Raw genomic sequence first — 19,863 nt, 5'->3', positions numbered from 1 at the left:
TCACTTCACCTCGCTGCCAGGGGCCACATCGCCCGGGTCGAGCAGCGACAGCTCCTTGCCGCCCGGCCCCGCCGTCAGGAGCATTCCGCGTGACTCGATGCCCTTGAGCTTGCGCGGCTTGAGGTTGGCCACCACCACCACGTTGCGCCCGGTGAGCGCCTCGGGAGCGAAGGCCTCCGCGATGCCGGAGACGATGGTGCGCGGGCTCCCCTCGCCCACGTCCACCGTGAGCTTGAGCAGCTTGTCCGCCTTCTGGACCTTCTCCGCGGCCAGCACCTTGCCGGCCTTCAGCACCACCTTGGCGAAGTCGTCGTACTCGATTTCACCCGACGACTCGGCCGCGCCAGCGCCCGGAGCCGCCGCCTGCGTCGCGGCGGGAGCCTCGGCGGGCTTCTTCTCCGCCTTGGCGCCCTTGGCCGGCCTGGCCTCCGCGGCCTGCGGCGCAGCGGCGCCTTCCGGCAGCTTGATGATGGCGTTGACGCGCTCCTCCTCCAGCCGCGGCAGCAGCGGCTCGGGCGTGCCAATGGGGCGGCTGCGATCCAACAGCGGGTACTTCGCGCCCTCCAGGGCCTGGAACGTCAGCGGCTCGGCGCCGAGCTGGGCGAAGAGCTTCTCCGACAGGCGCGGCGTCACCGGGGCGAGCAGCGCGCCCAGGAGGTAGGCCACGTCCGCGGCGTCGGACAGGTCCGCGCGAGCGACCTCCGCGTCCTTCTTCACCTGGGCCCACGGCGCGGCCGTCTGGAGGAAGCCGTTGGCGGCCGAGGCAATCTCGGTGATGACGCGGATGGCGGACCGGTACTCCAGCTTGTCGAACGCGTCGCGAACCTCCGGCACGCGGGCGAGCGCGGCCTCCACCAACTCGCGGCCCGGGCCCTCGGCACGGCCGGGCGCGAGACGCTTCTCCAGCGGACCGGCCAGCAGCGACAGGGCGCGGTTGGCCAGGTTGCCCACGTTGTTGACCAGCTCGCCATTCACGCGCTGGCGGAAGTCCTTGAGGTTGAGGTCCAGGTCCTCCACCCCCGGGCCCAGGTTGGCCGCGTAGAAGTAGCGCAAGTAGCTGGGGTCCAACTGGTCCAGGTAGTCGCGCACCGGCACCATGGTGCCGCGGCTCTTCGACATCTTCTCGCCGTTCACCGTGAGGTGGCCGTGGACCTTGATTTCGCTGGGGATGTGGAAGCCCGCGACGTTGAGCACGGCCGGCCAGAACAGCGCGTGGAAGTAGACGATGTCCTTGCCGATGAAGTGGATGATGCGGGTGTCGGCGTCAGCGCTCCAGTAGTCCAGCGCGCTCTTCGCCTTGCCCGTCTCCTTCGCCCACTTCTCCGTGGTGGCGATGTACCCGATGGGCGCATCCAGCCAGACGTAGAAGAACTTGTCCGTCTCACCCGGAATAGCGAAGCCGAAGTACGGCCCGTCACGGCTGATGTCCCAGTCCGCCAGGCCCTTCTCGAAGAAGCCCTGGAGCTGGGTCGCCAGGCCCGGGTGGAGGAAGCCCGGCTTGCGCAGCACGTCCTGGAGGAAGTCCGCGTGCCGCGACAGCTTGAAGAACAGGTGTTCGGAGTGCTTGCGGACCGGGGGCGTGCCACACAGGGCACAGCGCGCGTCGATGAGGTCCGTGGGGTCGTAGGCCTTGCCGCACTTCTCGCAGGCGTCGCCGTACTGGTCGGCCGCCTTGCAGTTGGGGCAGGTCCCCTTGATGAAGCGGTCCGGCAGGAAGCGGCGGTCGTTCTCGCAGTAGGTCTGCTCGATGTTCCGGCGCTCGATGTCGCCCTTCTCCTTCAGCCGCCCGTAGATGAGCTCCGCGTACTGGCGATTCTCCGGCGAGTTGGTGGAGTGGAAGTAGTCGAAGCGGACATCGAGGTCGCGGAAGTCCCGCTGGTGCTCCTCGTGGAAGCGGGCGATGAACTCCTCGGGCTTGAGGCCCTGCTTCGCCGCGTTCAGTTCGATGGGCGTGCCGTGGGTGTCATCGGCACAGAAGTAGACGACGTCCCTGCCACACGAGCGGAGGAAACGAACGTAGATGTCGGTCTGCACGTACTCGACGGCGTGGCCGATGTGGACCGGGCCGTTCGCGTAGGGCAGCGCGCTGGTGACGAGAATTCTCTCAGCCATGGACTCTCCTGAGGGCGGCGGACCTTAGCCGCTCGGATGGCCGAGGTCATCGACGGCGTGAGGACCGCGGGCACGAATGCGCCGCGGAGCCGGAGATGTTATCGACCGGATACGCATGTGCACCATCATCATCCTGCGCCACGTCCACCCCGAATGGCCGCTGGTGCTCGCGGCCAACCGGGACGAGTTCTACGCCCGCCCTGCGACGGGCCCCCAAGTGCTTCTGGAGTCCCCGCTCGCCGTGGGCGGCCGGGATGAGGAGCGCGGTGGGACGTGGATGGGTGTAACCCACGGCGGTTTGTTCGTCGGCCTGACGAACCAGCGGGGCGAGCGAGGCCAGGGCCCGGCCCCCCGCTCGCGGGGCGAGGTGGTGCTCAAGGCCCTCCAGGCCGGCAGCGTGGAGGCCGTGGACCGGTACCTGGATACCCTGCCAGGGGATGAGTTCATGCCCTTCAACCTCCTCTATGGGGACGCCCAGCGGCTGCGCGTGGCCTACGCCCGGAGGACGGACCGGCAGCTGCGACGAGAGGATGTCCCCCCGGGGGTGCATGTCCTTCCCAATGACGTGCTGAACGCCCCGGAGTTGCCCAAGGTGGAACGGGCCCGGCTGCTGACCATGGAGGTGGCGAAGAAGCCCTGGCCGGAGCTGGAGGCGGGCTTGAAGGCGGTGCTGGCGGACCCGACCCTCCCCGCCGAGGAGCTGATTCCGCCCCCTGGCTCGGGCGAGGACCTGCCCCGCGACTTCCTGCAACGGCTCCAGGCGCTCTGCATCCACACGCCGCTCTACGGCACGCGCTCATCCGCCGTGGTGGCGCTGGCGCCGGGGCGCGTCGGGCACTACCTCGCCTCGGACACGCCCCCCTGCCAGGGGCCATGGAAGGACGTCACGGGCCTGCTGACCGGGCCCACCGAGTGACAGGCGGCGGGGACTCCGACGCCGTCAAGGCGCGGCGGCGCCATGCTCCCCCACGATGACCCGGGCCCGCCCGTCCATGGAGAGCTTCACCTCTTCCACGGTGGTGAAGCCCGACTCGCGAGCCAGCTCGGCCAGGTGCCGCATCCACGGGTTGTAGGGCATGCCGTTGTCCGAGCAGCACGGCACCACGGCGAAGGGCAGCCGGTGCGCCGCCGCGTACTGGATGATGATGCGGGTGGCGCCATCCGGGTGCATGCCCACCACCAGCTCCGCCTCGCACGGCTCCTCCAGCGTGAAGATGCGCTGGGCGTAGGTGACGGGCAGGTGCTTGTGCCGCAGGTCGAAGGTGGTGACGGCACGGCCCCGCTTCGTCAGCGCCTCGTTGAGCTTTCCCTGCCCGCCGGCCACGTCGAAGACGCGCGGCGCGTTGAAACGCTCCACCAGGAAGTCCGCGAAGAGGTCGAAACGACGCTTGTCCGCCATATGCGCCTCCTCTAATAACCCGCGCCGTGCTGGCGCACACACACCGTGGCCAGCAGCCGCTCGATGATCAGCCGGCCGTTCGCTGACGACTTCAGCGCCAGGTCCGCCTCGGCGCAGGCCACCAGCGCGCCCAGCAGCTCCCGCCGCTCATAGCCCGCCGCGGCCTTCATGCTGAACGTGAGCGCCCACGCGTTGGGCATCTTCCGCTTGCTGCCCTTCAGCTCCGCCTCCAGCCGGGGGAAGACGCGCGCCTCTACGTCCTTCGCGGTGCGAGGCGGATTGCCTCCCGCGTAGCGCCACAGCCACTCATGGCTCTCCAGCAGGCTCCGGACGATGGAGGCCACCGCGCCCAGCAACTGCAACGCGTGGGTTCCCTGCCCCATGGCGTCGTCCGCGTAGGACAGCGCTCCGCCGAAGTCGCGCTTCTGGAGCGCCTCGGACAGCTCGAAGAACTCCTCCTCGCGCGCGTGGTGGACCAGCGCGGCCACGTCCGCCCGCTCAATGGCGGGCCCTTCTGAATACGTGGCCAGCTTCTCCAGCTCCGACTGAAGCAGGCGGATGTTCCCGCCGATGCGCTCCTTGAGTTCGTCCAGCGCGCCAGGCCCCAGCTTCTTCTTGAAGGGCGCCAGGAACTCCTTGGCGATGTCCGTCAGGTCCAGGTCCTTGTGACGCGCCGCCACCTTCCGCTCGACGACATAGCCCTTGTCGTGGGCCAGCTTCACCAGCGGATTCTTGGCGTCCATGTCGGACGCGGCCAGCACCAGCGCATGGCCCGCCGGCACGCCCTTCTGGATGAGGTCCAGCAACGCGGAGGCATCCCCCTCCGGCGCGGAGATGCGCTCCTCGCGGCAGAAAGCGGCCGCCTCCTTGAGGAAGGCCATGTCCACGTCGGCCAGCTCGACGTTGAGCTCGTCCTTCCACTTCTCCACCGACGGCGCGCCGGGAGTGCTCGGGTCCAACTGCTCCACGCCCCAGCCCGCGCGGGCCGCCAGCGCCAACAGTCGCCGCGCGCCTTCCTTCCGCTTGCCCGCCTTCCACGCCTCGCGCGCCTTGCCCAGCGCGTCCCCTCGCCCCTTCTTGGGCGCCAGGAACTCCGGGTCGCGGACCAGCACCACCTTGCGGCCGGGGAACAGCGGCAGCGTGGCCAGCTCCTGCGCCACCTCGCGCGGGCTGCCCGCGTCCAACACAGCCAGGTTGAGGCCCATGGCCGCATCGGGGACGAGCAGCTTCACCAACTCGTCAGCGCCCTTGCGGACCAGAAACTCCTCGCCCACCAAGAGGTACACCGGGGCGACCTTGCCCCCCTTCACGCTGGCCAGCACGTCATCCATGTCACTGGCGCTCATCGCGATGCCTCCGTGAACAGGTCGATGAGCATCCGCTCCAGTTGGAGCCGGGGCGCACCGTTCCGGGCAATGGCCGCCCGCGCCGCCTCCAGCAGCGAATGCCGGCGGTGCAGGAGGATGTCGGACGTGCGGGCCGCCACCTGCCGGGCCAGCTCCACCATGTCGCGGTTGGCCAGCCCCGACTCCAGGCCTGACTTCACCAGCGCCACGTCGCGCGTCCACAGTGCCAGCAGCTCCAGGGTGCTCTCCGCCTCTTCGCGCGAGCCGCCATGGGCCTCCGCGAAGCGCAGCAGGCCGACGGCGTCCTCGCCGCGCAGGGCCTCGAAGGCGGTGATGGTGTCCTTGCGCCGCGACAGCGCGTCCACGTCCAGCGCCATGGCCCGGCCCAGGCTGCCGCCCGCCATGACGGCCGCGAGCATGGCCGTCTCCGCGTCCAGCTTGCGCGCCTCCGCCACGCGCCGGGCCACCAGGTCCACCGGCAGTGGGCCGAAGTGTACCTTTCCGCACCGGCTGCGAATGGTGGGCAGCAGGCGGTCAATCGCGCTGGCCACCAGGATGATCGTGGTGTCCGAAGGCGGCTCCTCCAGCGTCTTGAGGAACGCGTTCTGCGCCTGCACGTTCATGGTCTGGGCGGAGACGATGAGCGCCACCTTGCGGCGCGACTCCAGACCGCGAAGGGCGATGCGCTCCTGGAGCTGGCGCACCTGCTCCACGCGCAACTCCCGGCTGGGCGTCCCGGTGAAGTCGGACCGGCCCGCCAGCCCCCGGGACACCCGCTCATCATCAGGCATCACCCAGGTGACGTCCGGGTGGAGGCCCCTTTCCACCCGCTGGCAGCTCGCGCAGGCGCCGCAGCCCACGTCTGGCTGCTCGGGACACGTGAGGGCCTGGGCCAGCCCGACGGCCGCCAGCTCCTTGCCCACCCCTTCCGGCCCGGCGAAGAGGTACGCGTGGTGGACCGCGCCGCTGCGCAGGGCCGCCAGGAGGGCGTCCACCGCGCGAGGCTGTCCCAGTACCGTTGCGAGCGTCATGGCGCGTGTATCCCCGCTCACGCGGCACGCGTCAACGGCCGCCTTGACCCCCATGGAGATGGCGGGAGACATTCCCCCTCGCCTTGCTGCCCTTCCTTCAGAGCAACCTGTCCCTGGCCGTGGGTGCGCTGCTCATCGTCGTGCTGATGGGGGTGCGCGCCGCCTCCCATGACGGCGACCTGCGACAGGATTTGAAGAGCGCCATCCGGCTCCTCATCGCGTTCATCGTCCTCCGGCTGGCCACATGGGCCCTGCCCGCGACGGCGCCAGAGGGCATGCAGAAGGCGCTCCAGATCAGCTGGATGCTGATGTTCACCTTCGGTGGCATCCGCGCCAGCGTGGCCCTGGCGTTGAAGGTGATCCGGCTGCGCGCGCCGGCGGTGGGCACACCGAAAATCCTGCGCAACGTCATCGACTTCACGCTGTACCCACTGGCGGTGCTGCCGCTCCTGCGCACCCAGTTCAACGTGGACCTGGCGGGCCTGGTGGCCACGTCCGCGGTGCTGTCGGTGGTCATAGGTCTGGCGCTCCAGGAGACGCTGGGCAACCTCTTCGCGGGCCTGTCCCTCCAACTGGACCGCCCATTCGAGGTCGGCCACTTCATCCGCATCGGCACTCACACCGGACGCGTGGTCTTCATTGGCTGGCGCTCCATCCGGCTGGCCAACTTCCGCCGCGAGGTCATCACGCTGCCCAACAGCATGGTGGCCAAGGAGCTGGTCCTCAACTTCACCCAGGACCCCAACCCCGTCGGCATCGACGTGGAGTTCCGCCTGTCACGGGACGCCGCGCCCAACCAGGTCAAGCACGCGCTGCTGGAGACGATGCGAGAGACCCCCCTCATCCTCCCGGAGCCGTCTCCCATCGCGCGCACGCTGAGCTACGAGGATTCCGCCATCCGCTACATGGTGCGGTTCTTCATCGGCGACTACGGCCTGGCCGACGCGGTGAAGGAGGACCTCCACACCCGCCTGTGGTACCGGCTGCGCCGGGCGAACATCGAGATTCCCTACGCCCAGCGCACGGTGCACGTGCGGCAGGAGATGGCGCGCACGGAGCTGTCGGAGGACACCATCCGCAGCCTCCTGGGCGCCGTGGACCTCTTCCAGTCCCTGGACACGGAGGAGCTGGACCGGCTGCGCCAGGAGTCGCTGGTGCGCCGCTTCGGCGCCGGCGAGCGCATCATCCAGGAGGGCGACGAGGGCCGGACCTTCTACGTGCTCGCCTCCGGAGAGGTGAGCGTGCGCACGGGGAAGTCGCAGTCGGAAGTCACCCGCCTGGGTCGGGGCAGCTACTTCGGAGAGATGTGCCTGCTGACGGGAGAGCGCCGTTCGGCCACGGTGGTGGCGGTGGAGGACTCCTTGCTCCTCGAAGTGGACCGTCCCACCTTCGCCCGCCTCTTCACGGAGTATCCCGGCCTGGCCCGGCAGCTCTCCTCCATGCTTGCCCAACGGCGGACCCAGCTGCGCGCGGTGGCCGAAGCGAGCGGAACGAGCAACGACGCCATTCCCGCCGAGGTCGGCCGTATACTCGGACGGCTGCGCCAGATATTCGGGCTCAATGCCACACACGAGTAGGCTGAGCGCAGCGGGGGGATGTCGTGACAGACCTTGGTACACCGGTTCCAAAGCTGGGGCGGGTTCGACCCTCCTCAAACTGTGCTGATTTGAACTGCTGGAAGCGGTACTTTCCAGGACTACTGTCATGACGGAAGACGTTGAAGGGCTTGCGGATTCACCAGACATCGCGGTGGTCGGGATGGCCGCGCGACTGCCTGGTGCGCGCGATGTGGACACGTTCTGGCGCCGCGTGCGCGACGGCGTCGAGTCCGTCACGCACTTCAGTGACGCGCAGCTCTTGAGCGCGGGCGTGGACCCGGCGCTGCTCCAGGACCCGAACTACGTGAAGTCGGGCATGGTGTACGAGGGCCTGGAGGACTTCGACGCGGGCTTCTTCGGCTTCAGCGCGCGCGAGGCGTCCCTCATGGACCCGCAGCACCGCCACTTCCTGGAAGTGTGCTGGGAAGCGCTGGAGCACAGCGGTCATCCGCCGGAGCGGTTCAAGGGGCCCGTCGGCGTGTTCGGCGGCTCGGGCATGAACGCGTACATGCCCTACAACCTCTTCACCAACCCGCAACTGATGGAACAGGTGGGACTGTTCCTCGTGCGGCACACGGGCAACGACAAGGACTTCCTCACCACCCGTGTCTCGTATTGCCTGGACCTGCGCGGGCCCAGCCTCAACGTGCAGACGGCGTGCTCCACGTCGCTCGTCGCCATCCACTCCGCCTGCCAGAGCTTGCTGGCGCGCGAGTGCGACCTGGCGCTGGCGGGCGGCGTCACGCTGGAGCTGCCGCACTACCGCGGCTACCTGTACCAGGAGGGAGAAATCCTCTCACCGGACGGGCGCTGCCGCGCGTTCGACCACCGCTCCCAGGGCACGCTCTTCGGCAGCGGCGCGGGCGTCATCGTGCTGCGCCGCCTGGAGGACGCGCTGGCGGATGGCGACACCATCTACGCGGTGGTGAAGGGCAGCGCGGTGAACAACGACGGCGCGCGCAAGGTGGGCTACCTGGCGCCGTCCGTGGACGGGCAGGCGGACGCCGTCGTGGAGGCGCTCAACGTCTCCGGCATCAGCGCCGACTCCATCGACTACATCGAGTGCCACGGCACCGGCACGCCGGTGGGCGACCCGATTGAAATCACCGCCCTCACCCAGGCCTTCCGCACGCAGACGCAGAAGAGCGGGTTCTGCCGCATCGGCTCGGTGAAGACGAACATCGGCCACCTGGACACGGCCGCGGGCGTGGCGAGCTTCGTCAAGGTCGTCCAGATGCTGCGCCACAAGCAGATGGCGCCCACGCTGCACTTCGAGAAGCCCAACCCGCAGATCGACTTCGCGCGCTCGCCCTTCAGCGTGAACGCCGCGCTGCGCGACTGGCCTGCCGCCAAGGGCCGGCCGCGCCGGGCGTCGGTGAACTCGCTGGGCGTGGGTGGCACCAACGCGCACGTCATCCTGGAGGAGGCGCCCGCGCAGCCGCAGACGTCCGCCGCGCGTCCCTTCGAGACGCTGTGGCTGTCCGCGCGCACCCCCGCCGCCCTGGAGCGCGCCGCCCAGCGGCTGGCCACGCGGCTGGGTGAAGCCGACGCGCCGAACCTGGGTGACACCTCGTACACCCTGCTCGAGGGCCGCCGCCGCTTCTCGCATCGCCGCGCCGTGGTGGCCTCGTCCCGCGAGGACGCCGTGCGCCTGCTGTCGCAGCCAGAGGCCGCACGGACGGCCCAGGCGCAGACGGAGGCGGAGGGCCGCTCCGTCGTCTTCCTCTTCCCGGGCGGCGGAGCGCAGTACCCGGGCATGGCGAAGGGTCTCTACGAGCAGGAGCCCGTGTTCCGCCGCGCGCTGGATGAGTGCCTGTCGCTGCTCGAACAGCACCAGTCGCTGAAGCTGCGGCCCCTGCTCTTCCCGGAGGCCGGCGCCGAGAAGGAAGCCCGCGCCCAGTTGGAGCAGGCCACGTACGCGCTGCCGGCGCTGCTGTCCGTGGAGCTGTCGCTCGCCGCGCTGTGGAAGGCGCGTGGCCTGACGCCGCAGTCCTGCATGGGCCACAGCATGGGCGAGTACGCCTGCGCGCAGCTCAATGGCGTGTTCTCCGTGAAGGACGCGCTGGGCATCGTCGCCTGCCGTGGCCGCCTCTTCGACCAGCTCCCCGCCGGCGCGATGCTCAGCGTGGAGATGCCCGAGGCGGAGCTGAAGCCGCTGCTGGGCGAGGGCTTGGACCTGGGCGCGCACAACGCGCCGGGGCTGTGCCTCGTCTCCGGTGAAGTGGCCGCCATCGAGGCGCTGGAGGCCCAGCTCAAGGCTCGCGAGGTGGAGGCGCGGCGGCTGCACATCCGCGTGGCCGCGCACTCGCGCATGCTGGAGCCCATCCTCGCGCCCTTCCGTGAGTTCCTGGGCACGGTGCGCTTCTCCAAGCCCACCGGCCCGTGGATCTCCAACGTCACCGGGACCTGGGTGACGCCGGAGGAGGCCACGTCGCCCGACTACTGGGTGCGGCACCTGCGTCAGCCGGTGCGCTTCGCCGAGGGCGCGGGCGTGCTCCTGGCGGACAGGGCGCGCGTCTACCTGGAGGTCGGCCCCGGCCAGACGCTGACGCAGCTGCTGCGCGCCCAGGTGGAGACGCCGCAGGCCGAGCAACTGGTGCCGTCACTGCGGCACCCCAACGACACCGTGGCGGACCTCGCGTTCTTCCAGCTCGCGCTCGGCCGCCTCTGGGCCGCGGGCGTGGACCTGGACGCCGCCGCGCTCTTCGATGGCCAGAAGCGGCGCCGCGTGGCGCTGCCCACGTATGCCTTCGAGCGCGAGCGCCACTGGGTGGAGCCGGGCAGCGGCACCTTCATGGCGCGGCGCGAGGGTGAGCGCCCGCTGGTGCGTGAAGAGAACGTGTCGCGCTGGGGCTATGTGCCGCGCTTCCGTGAGCAGGCCGGCGCGGCGCCGGAGGCCCCAACGGAGAACGAGCGCTGGCTCCTCGTGGGCGAGCAGCACCTGCTGATCAGCGAGCTGGCTCGCGAGCTGTCGGCGCGCGGCGCCCAGGTGATTCGCGTGCTGCCGGGTGATGCCTTTGGCCGCGCGGACGCGGGGCACTTCACCCTGCGGTTCGACGCGCGCGAGGACTGGGAAGCGCTCTGGGATGCGCTGGGCGCCGAGGGGCGCGTGCCGCCTCGCATCGTGGACATCACCGGCCGGGACATGGCCCCGCTGGCTTGGGAACGCGCGGTGTCGCGGTACTTCCTCACGCCGTTGGCGCTGATGCAGTCCCTGACCTCCGAGTCGCTGCCTCCGGGCCTGCGCTACATGCGGGTGACCCAGGAGGCCCTGCCCGCCGAAGGACACGCCACCAGCCCCGAGCAGGCGCTCAGCTTCGGTCCGCTGCTCGTGGGCCCCAAGGAGCTTCCCGAGCTCAAGGCCCGCGTGGTGGACCTGCAACTGGTGGTCAACGTGATGGGTCAGGCGCGGGAGCTCGCGGACGAGTTGCTGCGCCCGGACGTCGAGGCGCCGGTGGCGCTGCGCGGTGGGCGTCGGCTGGTGCAGGTGGTGGAGCGGACGGCGCTGGACGAGGGCCCGAGTCCGCTGCGCGAGCAGGGCGTCTACCTCATCACGGGCGGCCTGGGCGGCATCGGCCGCACGCTCGCCGAGCTCTTCGCTCGCAAGGTGAAGGCCCGGCTCGCGCTGGTGTCGCGGTCGGCGGCCAGCGCGTCGCACGCGGAGCTTCAGCGCACGTTGGAAGGCCTGGGCGCACAGGTGCTGCTGCTCAAGGCGGACACCACTGACGCCGGTCAACTGCGCGCGGCCATCGCCCAGGTGCGGGAGCGCTTCGGCGCCTTGCATGGCGTGGTGCACGCGGCGGGCACGCTCGAGGACGGGCCGCTGGAGGCGAAGACACGCGACTCTGCCCTGCGGGTGCTCGCGCCCAAGGCACTGGGGGCGCTCGCGCTGGAAGAAGCGCTGCAAGGAGCGGCACTGGACTTCTTCGTCAGCTTCGCGTCGACGAGCGCGTGGCTCGGGCCCCCGGGGCAGGTGGACTACGTCGCCGCCAACGCGTACCTGCTGGCGCAGGCGACACGGCTGGAGGCCACGGGCGTCGCGAAGCGTGCACTCGCGTTGGGCTGGGGCGTCTGGCAGGAGGTCGGCATGGCCGCGGCGCAGCTCGCGCCGCAGTTGCCGCCCGGTGAGTCCGTCAGCCACCCGCTGCTCCAGCGGCGCGTGGAGGCCCCCGAAGGGCACCACGTCTTCCGCGCCATCTACGACGCGAAGGCCCACTGGGTGCTGGATGAGCACCGGATGCGCGGCGGAGGCCCCGTCCTCCCTGGTACGGCCTATGTCGAGCTGGCCCGCGCCGCCTGGGCGCTGGCGCGTCCTGGCGAGCCGCTGGAGTTGTCGCAGCTCTCGCTGGTGTCACCGCTGGACGTCCCGGACGGCAAGGTACGGGAGGTGGAGATCGGGCTGGCGCCGGAGGGCGACGGCTTCACCTTCCGCGTGCGCAGCCGCGCGGCCGGAAACGCTTGGACGGAGCATGCCACCGCGCGGCTCCACCAGGCCACGGGCCAGCGTCCCGCGGCGCTGAACGTGTCCGCGGCGAAGGTTCGCTGCGGTGAGCGGCCGCTGACCTTCGGCGAGGGCGAGCAGTCCCTGCCGCAGGACGCGCTCATCGCATTCGGTCCACGCTGGAAGGTGCTGCGCGACGCGGGCTTCGGCACGTCCGAGGCCCTGGGCCGTCTGGAGCTGCCCGCCGCCTACCGCGAGGACCTGTCGACGTACGGGATTCCGCCCGGGCTGCTGGACATCGCCTCCGGCTTTGCCTTCTCCCTGCTCCCCGACGCAGGACAGCCGGGGAAGCTGCACGTGCCCGTCTCCTACCGGCAGCTTCAGGTCTGGGGCCCCTGGCCCCAGGTGGCGCTGAGCCTCGTCCGCGTGCGCCAGGAGGAAGGCCGCGGCGCGCTGCTCGACGTCACGCTCACCGACACGGACGGGAATGTCTTCTGCGCCATCGAGGGCTACCTCGTCGCGTCCGTCGAGGCGCGGCGTTTCGGCCGCTCGCCGCAGAAGAAGGGCTCACTGCTGGAGAGCTGGCTGCCTTTGGGCATCAAGCCGGCGGAAGGTCAGGACGCCTTCCTGCGCGCGCTGGCCCTCAAGGACACGCCCGCGCTCTTCGTCAGCTCCATGGACCTGCACACCCTCGCGGCCCGCATGCGCCCGAAGCAGGAGGCGAAGCCCGCGGCGGCGACGGCCACGGCACAGGCAGGCGCGCCGTCCGGTGTGGCGGCCGCGGACGCACCGCGCGACGACGTGGAGCGCAAGCTGGCGGAGCTGTGGCAGCAACTGCTCGGCGCGCCGAAGGTGGGGCTCAAGGACAACTTCTTCGAGCTGGGCGGACACTCGCTCATCGCGGTGCGCCTGTTCGCGCGCATCAAGAAGACGCTGGGCGCGGACCTGACGCTGGCCACGCTGTTCGAGGCCCCCACGCTGGAGCAGTGCGCCGCGCTGGTGCGTGAGGCCGCCGGGATTCCCTTCACGCCGGACGCGGGTCCGGGTGACACGGCGCCGGCCGCGCAGGCCCCGGGCGTCAAGGCGGTGCCGAAGAGCTGGTCTCCGCTGGTCACCATCCAGAAGGGCGGCAATGCCCTCCCCTTCTTCTGCGTGCACGGCGCGGGCGGCAACGTCCTCAACTTCCGCGAGCTGGCGCAGACGCTCGGCAAGGAGCAGCCCTTCTACGGGCTCCAGGCGCGTGGCGTGGACGGCAAGCTGCCTCCGGCCGACAGCATCGAGGAGATGGCGTCCATCTACCTGGAGAGCATCCGTCAGGTGCAGCCCCACGGGCCCTACCTGCTCGGCGGCTACTCCGGCGGCGGCGTGGTCGCCTACGAAATAGCGCAGCGGCTGCACGCGCTGGGCGAGCCGGTGGCGCTGGTCGCGTTCCTGGACACCTTCCACCCGTCCACCCAGGAGCGGCGCCAGTCCCTCCCTGAGCGCCTGCGGGAGCTGCGCCGGGAGGGCGCGGCCAGCTACGTCAGCCGGAAGCTGCGCACCAAGGTGGAGCGCGACGGCACCCGGCTGTTGAGCCAGCTCAAGCTGCGCTGGTACGAGCAGCGGGGGGAAGCGCTGCCCATCGAGCTGCGCAACCTCCAGCTCACCGAGCGCTTCCAGGCCCTGGCCAGCCGCTACGTCCCGAGCCCCTACGCCGGTCCCGTGACGCTGTTCCGCGCGCAGGAGATTCACGCCATCTACGCGCACATGGGCACCAGCCTGGGCTGGGAGCCGCTGGTGCCAGCGCTGAACATCCGCGAGGTGCCGGGCGACCACGACAGCCTGGTGCGCGAGCCCAACGTCCATGTCCTGGGGCGGCTGCTCAAGGAGGCCCTGGACGATGCACAGCGCGGCACGCGTGACGAAGCGCGCCGGGTGGGCACTCAGTGAGAGGGGCGCGCTTCAGGGTGAACCAGCGCTTCCCGCTGGTCACAGCCGCCGTGCTGGCGGTGGGGATACTCATGGTGGGATTGACTCGAGACGACGCGGATCTCCCGGGCCCGTTCCCCTACACCGGCGCGCCCCTATCGGCGGAGGAACGGGCGAGCCTGGCCTCGGATGGATGGGCGGTGACGGGCCCCGACGCGCCGCCCAGGCTCGTCGCCCTGACGCGGCCGCCCTCCGCGGGTGAGACGCGTTGGCTGGTGTACTTCGGCGGCAACACCCCGGGGTACCTCGCGGAGGCGAAGTCCGTCCTGCTCTCGCTGGACGAAGGCCGCGGACTCGGGCTGGCCGCCATCGCGCCGCCCGGCTTCGACGGCTCGCCGGGCAAGCCCTCCCCCGAAGCACTCCGAGACAGCGCCGCGAGCGCCATGCGCTGGCTGACGGAGACGCATCCTGCCGCGGCGCAGGACATCCACCTCGTGGGCTTCTCCATGGGAACCATGTCGGCGCTCGCGGCGGCCCACGCGCTTCGGGCGCAGGAGACGCCCGCTCGGAGACTGGTGCTGTTCGCGCCGTTCCAGGCGATGAAGGTAGGGCGCACGGGGCTCATCGGAAGCCTCGTCGGGCGGCACCGGTACGACAACCAGCCGCTGCTGCAACCCAAGCGACTCCCGCCCGCGCTCGTGCTGCATGGAGGCGCTGACAGCGCGCTGCCCCCCGTCCAGGGCGAGCGCGTCAGCCGTGGGCTTCGCGTCCCCCTCAAGACGTACCCCGGCATCGGTCACGCCGAGCTTTTGAAGCATCCCCCCGCGCTCGCCGACGCCCGGCAGGGCCTGGGCTTGTGAGCGGGGAACACCCGAATCGCAGCAACGCAGGAGGCACTGAATGAGCGCGGCTCCGGAGTCGCCCAGCTGTTTCATCATTGGCGAGGGCACCCTCGTCGTTCCCTGTGCGCAAGCCCTCACCGAGCGGGGCGTCCGGATTCTCGGGCTCGTCACGCGCGAGCCCGCGCTCCAGAAGTGGGCGGAGGAGCAGGGCGTGCCGCACGTGCCGCCCGGCGAGCAGGTGCTGCCCTTCCTGTCCCAGGCGCCCTTCGACTGGCTCTTCAGCATCGTCAACCTGAGCATGGTGAAGGACGAAGTCCTGCGCCTGCCCCGGCGCATGGCCATCAACTTCCATGACGGCCCGCTGCCCCGCTACGCCGGACTCAATGTCACGTCGTGGGCGCTGCTGAACCGGGAGCCTCAGCACGGCGTCACGTGGCACGAGATGACGAAGGGCGCGGACGAGGGCCGCATCCTCAAGCAGCGCCTCTTCGACATCGCCCCTGGTGAGACGGCCTTCAGCCTCAACGCCCGCTGCTACACGCTGGGCATGGAGACCTTCGCGGAGTTCGCGGAAGAGCTGGTCGCGGGCACGTCCGAGGCAAAGGAGCAGGACTTCGCGCAGCGCAGCTACTTCGGCCTCGCGCAGCGTCCGGAGGCCGCGGGCGTCCTCGACCTCCACGGAGACGTGGACGTGGCGCACGCGCTGGTGTCGGCGCTCGACTACGGCGGCTACCCCAACCCGCTGTCCTTCGCGAAGGTGTGGCTGGGCAACGCGCCCATCGCCATCTCCGAGGCCCGCCGCTCCGAGCCGGCATCCGAGTCCGCACCGGGCACCGTGCTCGACATCGAAGGTGACGCGCTGACGGTGGCGCTCCAGGGCGGAGACCTCACGCTGAAGGGCCCCAAGGGGCTGTGCGGCGCGCCGCTGTCGTGGGCCGACGTGCTCGGCGCTCGAATGCTTGCCCGGGGTGACCTCCTGCCCGCCGCCGCTCCGGAGCTGCGCGCCCGGCTGACCGAGGTGGGCACGCAGGCGGGCAAGGCGGAGTCGTTCTTCCTCCGTCGCCTGGAGACGCTCGCGCCACCGGACCTGCCCTTCCTGGGCGGCAGCTCCAAGGACGTGGGGACGCACACGCTGAAGTTCGAGGCCAGCGACCTTGCCCCAGGCTGGGTCACGGACCTGCCTCCCGAGGAGCGGCTGCTCTTCACCGCCATCGCGTTCCTGGCGCGCCTGTCCCCCGAGCCCCGCTTCGACGTCGGCTACGCGGATGCGTCCACGCGCGCCCGCATCGAAGGCGTGGAAGGCTTCTTCGCCTCGCAGCTCCCGCTGCGCATCGAGCTGCCGATGAAGGATGCGCCGGAGCAGGCCGCGGGTGCCTTCCGCAAGGCGCTGACGCAACTGCGCGACAAGGGCGTGCTCGCGCGCGACGTCCTGGGCCGCTCCGCCCAGCTCTCCAACCTCCAGCGCCACGGCGGCGAAGTGGCGTATCCCGTCGCGCTGCGCATCGGAGCGGAGAACCCCGCCGTGGGTGGCGCGGCGCTCGTCATTGACGTGGACGCGCAGGGCCGACACGCCCACCTGCACTTCGATGCCACGCGCGTGGACAAGGCCCGCGTGGACGACGTGGCGCGGCAGCTCAACGCGTTCCTCGCCTCGCTCCGGGACGCGCCGGGCAAGGCGGTGGGCGAGCATGACCTGCTGGGCGCGGAGGAGCGCCAGCTCCTGACCCGGTGGAACGACACGCGGCGGGACTTCCCCCGCGACGCCACCCTGGCCTCGCTCTTCCAGGCCCAGGCGCGGCGCACGCCGGACGACACTGCCCTCATCTGCCGGGGCACCTCGCTGACCTACCGCGAGCTGGACGCGCGCGCCGAGGTGCTCGCACGGCACCTGCGCGGCGCGGGCGTGGGCCGCGACGTGCGCGTGGGCATCTTCATGGAGCGCTCGCTGGAGATGATGGTGGGCGTGCTGGCCACGCACAAGGCGGGCGGCTGCTACGTGCCGTTGGACCCTGCCTATCCCGCCGAGCGCATCGCTTTCATGGAGGAGGACGCGGGCTGCCATCTGGTGCTCACCCAGGAGCGGCTGCTGTCCCGCGTGCCGTCCGCGGCGAAGGCCGTGCTCGCGGTGGACCAGCAGTGGGAGCGCATCGCCGCCGCGCCGGAGGCCCAGACGCCGCCGGCCACGCCGGACAGCCTGGCCTACGTCATCTACACCTCGGGCAGCACGGGCAAGCCCAAGGGGGTGATGATTGAACACCGCAACGTCGTGAACTTCGGCGTTGGCATGGACGAGCGCCTAGGCACGGAGCGCGGCACCTGGCTGGCGGTGACGAGCCTCAACTTCGACATCTCCGTGCTGGAGCTGCTCTGGACGCTCACGCGCGGCTTCACGGTGGTGCTGCACGCGGAGCGGCACGACGCGGCGCAGGCTGGCAAGCACGCCTCGCGCGCCATGGAGTTCAGTCTCTTCTACTTCTCCAGTGATGAAGGCGAGCGTCCCGAGGGCCGCTATGACCTGCTCATGGAGAGCGCGCGCTTCGCGGACACGAACGGCTTCTGCGCCGTGTGGACGCCGGAGCGGCACTTCCACGCGTTCGGCGGACTCTTCCCCAACCCGGCGGTGACGTCGGCCGCGCTGGCGGCGGTGACGCGCAACGTGCAGCTTCGCGCCGGCAGCCTCGTGTCGCCGCTGCACCCCACGCTGCGCATCGCCGAGGACTGGTCCGTAGTGGACAACATCTCCCACGGCCGCGTGGGCATTTCGTTCGCCGCGGGCTGGCAGCCCAACGACTTCGCGCTGCGTCCGGAGTCCTTCCCGGACCGCAAGCGCATCATGTTCCAGCAGATTGAAGACGTGCGCCGGCTGTGGCGCGGCGAGGCGCTAGAGACGAAGAGCGGCACGGGCCACACCGTGAAGCTGCGCACCCTGCCCCGCCCGGTGCAGAAAGAGCTGCCCATCTGGGTCACCACCGCGGGCAACCCCGAGACGTTCGAGGAAGCCGCGCGCGCGGGCTGCCACGTCCTCACCCACCTGCTGGGCCAATCAGTGGAAGAGGTGGCGCAGAAGATTGCCCTCTACCGGGAAACGTGGGCCAAGGCCGGCCACCCCGGCAAGGGCACCGTGTCGCTGATGCTGCACACCTTCGTCGGTGACTCCGAGGCGTCCGTGAAGGAGGTCGTCCGCGAGCCGATGAAGTCGTACCTCAGGTCGTCGGTGGGCCTCATCAAGGAGGCGGCCTGGAGCTTCCCGGCCTTCAAAGCACAGACGACGCTGGCCAACGGCAACTTCGGCACCGACCACCTGTCCGCCGAGGAGATGGACGCGCTGCTCGACTTCTCCTTCGAGCGCTACTTCCAGTCCTCCGGCCTGTTCGGCAGCGTCGATGCGTGCGTCGCGCTCGTGGACCGGCTCAAGGGCCTGGACGTGGACGAGATTGCCTGCCTCGTGGACTTCGGGGTGCCCACGGAGCTGGTGATGAAGCACCTGCCGCTGCTGGCCGAGGTGCGCCAGCGGGCCAACTCGGGCGTGGGCCAGCCGGGCGCCGAGCCCGAACTGGACGGCTCCATCCCCGCGCTGCTGGAGCGTCACGCGGTGACGCACCTCCAGTGCACGCCGTCCCAGGCAAGCATGCTGCTGGCCGAGGAGCGCTCGCGCGAGGGCCTCAAGCGGCTGAAGAAGATGATGGTGGGCGGCGAGGCCTTCCCCGTCCCGCTGGCGCGTCAGCTCTCCGAGACGGTGTCCGGCGACGTCATCAACATGTACGGCCCCACCGAGACGACCATCTGGTCCTCCACCCAGCCGGTGAAGAACGTGGGCGAAGGCGTGCCCATCGGTACGCCCATCGCGAACACGCAGCTCTACATCCTGGATGCGCAGCAGCGTCCGCTGCCCATTGGCGCGGCGGGTGAGCTGTACATCGGCGGCGAGGGCGTGGTGCGGGGCTACCACCACCGTCCGGAGATGGACCGCGAGCGCTTCGTGCCGGACCCGTTCTCCTCCCAGCCGGGCGCGCGGATGTACCGCACCGGCGATGCCGCGCGGTGGAGGCAGGACGGCCTGGTGGAGTTCATCGGCCGGCTGGACCACCAGGTGAAGGTGCGCGGCTTCCGCATCGAGCTGGGCGAAATCGAATCCCGGCTGGGCGAACACCCCGCGGTGCGGGAGACGGTCGTCATCGTCCGCGAGGACATTCCGGGCGACAAGCGGCTGGTGGCCTACCTCATCGCGAAGCCGGGCGAGCCGCCCGCGGCGGACGCGCTGCGCGAGTTCCTGCGCACGAGGCTGCCCGAGTACATGGTGCCGCAGGCCTTCGTGACGCTGAGCACCTTCCCCCAGACGCCGAACAAGAAGGTGGACCGCAAGGCCCTGCCACCCCCGGAGCAGGCGCAGGCGCGCGGGGAGCTGATCCGGCCGGAAGGCGAGACGGAGGCGCTGATTGCCAGCATCTGGCAGGACGTGCTCAAGCTCGACAAGGTCGGCGTGGAGGACAAGTTCGTCGACCTGGGCGGCCACTCGCTGCTGATGGTGCAGGTGCTGGAGAAGCTCAAGGCCCAGGTGGAGAAGCCCCTCACGCTGGTGGACCTCTTCCGCTACCCCACCATCCGCACCCTCTCCGGGTTCCTGTCGGGAGACAGCGGCGAGGAAGAAGCGCTCAAGGAAGTCGCGGCGCGCGGTGAGGCCCGGGCCGCGGCTCGCCGGGCGATGCAGCAGCGCCGCCGCCGGTAGACGTTCGTTGCCGCACGACTGGCACTCCAGGGATGGCCTGAAACCAAAGTCAGGCCGTTTCCACGATTCCTGGAGTGCCTCATGCGTTTCACGCTTGCGGCGTACCGCGCTCTGTTCTCCCTGCCCTGGCCGCCCATGAGTCCGCCCAGGTCTGGTTGACGACGACGTCGGGGAGCGCACGGGTGAAGCGGCTCAACGCCGAGCCGAACCAGACTTTCGGGCCCGACACCGGGGCAGCGACCGCCATCGACGTCAAACCCGGCGCGCACCGACGAGACGGCACCGCCCTTTGAGGCGAGGGCACATTCCGCTCCAGGACAGGCCCCGCTCAACAGCGCGGGCTTCCAGACATTCGTCCCGACTTTCACCTCGGCCCACGGGGCAGCCCCGGTTCCAACGGCCAGAAAGCCCGTGTTTCCGTCGCGCCCGGCACAACCTCCTGGAATGCCCACCCCCACCC

The 19,863-nt window shown here is 70.4% G+C and carries 9 protein-coding genes; 5 read left to right on the top strand and 4 right to left on the bottom strand.

Annotation, left to right across the window (positions count from 1 at the left end; genetic code table 11):
* Positions 1 to 2,112, bottom strand: coding sequence for a methionine--tRNA ligase (gene metG, locus FL344_RS31240; protein ID WP_141621093.1), 2,112 nt, complete (start codon positions 2,110 to 2,112; stop codon positions 1 to 3).
* 115 nt (positions 2,113 to 2,227) lie between these two features.
* Between metG and FL344_RS31235 the strand changes: the two genes are divergently transcribed.
* On the top strand, positions 2,228 to 3,028 hold the full coding sequence (locus FL344_RS31235) for an NRDE family protein (RefSeq protein ID WP_141621098.1): 801 nt from the start codon (positions 2,228 to 2,230) through the stop codon (positions 3,026 to 3,028).
* Between the two features lie 24 nt (positions 3,029 to 3,052).
* Here the strand turns inward: FL344_RS31235 and FL344_RS31230 are convergent, their stop codons facing one another.
* From FL344_RS31230 to holB, 3 genes are read right to left on the bottom strand one after another with little or no spacing between them, the layout of a single operon-like run.
* A complete protein-coding gene (locus FL344_RS31230; protein ID WP_141621092.1) occupies positions 3,053 to 3,511 on the bottom strand; it encodes a hypothetical protein in 459 nt (152 codons plus the stop codon).
* Positions 3,512 to 3,522: 11 nt separating this feature from the next.
* Positions 3,523 to 4,857, bottom strand: coding sequence for a DNA polymerase III subunit delta (gene holA, locus FL344_RS31225; RefSeq protein WP_141621091.1), 1,335 nt, complete (start codon positions 4,855 to 4,857; stop codon positions 3,523 to 3,525).
* Positions 4,854 to 5,888, bottom strand: a complete 1,035-nt coding sequence (gene holB / locus FL344_RS31220; protein ID WP_141621090.1) for a DNA polymerase III subunit delta' — start codon at positions 5,886 to 5,888, stop codon at positions 4,854 to 4,856. The genes holA and holB overlap by 4 nt, the downstream gene beginning before the upstream one ends.
* 83 nt (positions 5,889 to 5,971) lie before the next feature.
* On the opposite strand from holB, the gene FL344_RS31215 reads away from it, so the two are divergent.
* From FL344_RS31215 to FL344_RS31200, 4 genes are all read left to right on the top strand, one after another.
* A complete protein-coding gene (locus FL344_RS31215; protein ID WP_228557861.1) occupies positions 5,972 to 7,465 on the top strand; it encodes a mechanosensitive ion channel family protein in 1,494 nt (497 codons plus the stop codon).
* Positions 7,466 to 7,592: 127 nt separating this feature from the next.
* Positions 7,593 to 13,856, top strand: coding sequence for a type I polyketide synthase (locus FL344_RS31210; RefSeq protein ID WP_141621089.1), 6,264 nt, complete (start codon positions 7,593 to 7,595; stop codon positions 13,854 to 13,856).
* A 17-nt stretch (positions 13,857 to 13,873) separates the two neighbouring features.
* Positions 13,874 to 14,695, top strand: coding sequence for a S9 family peptidase (locus FL344_RS31205; RefSeq protein WP_228565502.1), 822 nt, complete (start codon positions 13,874 to 13,876; stop codon positions 14,693 to 14,695).
* A gap of 40 nt (positions 14,696 to 14,735) precedes the next feature.
* Positions 14,736 to 19,403: a MupA/Atu3671 family FMN-dependent luciferase-like monooxygenase gene (locus tag FL344_RS31200; RefSeq protein ID WP_141621087.1), complete on the top strand. Its 4,668-nt coding sequence runs from the start codon at positions 14,736 to 14,738 to the stop codon at positions 19,401 to 19,403.
* Positions 19,404 to 19,863: the final 460 nt, after the last annotated feature.

The sequence above is a fragment of the Myxococcus sp. AB036A genome (genome assembly GCF_006547355.1).
GTDB lineage: Bacteria > Myxococcota > Myxococcia > Myxococcales > Myxococcaceae > Myxococcus > Myxococcus virescens.
Note: the sequence above shows the minus strand (reverse complement) of the source record. Positions and strands in the feature narration are given on the sequence as shown.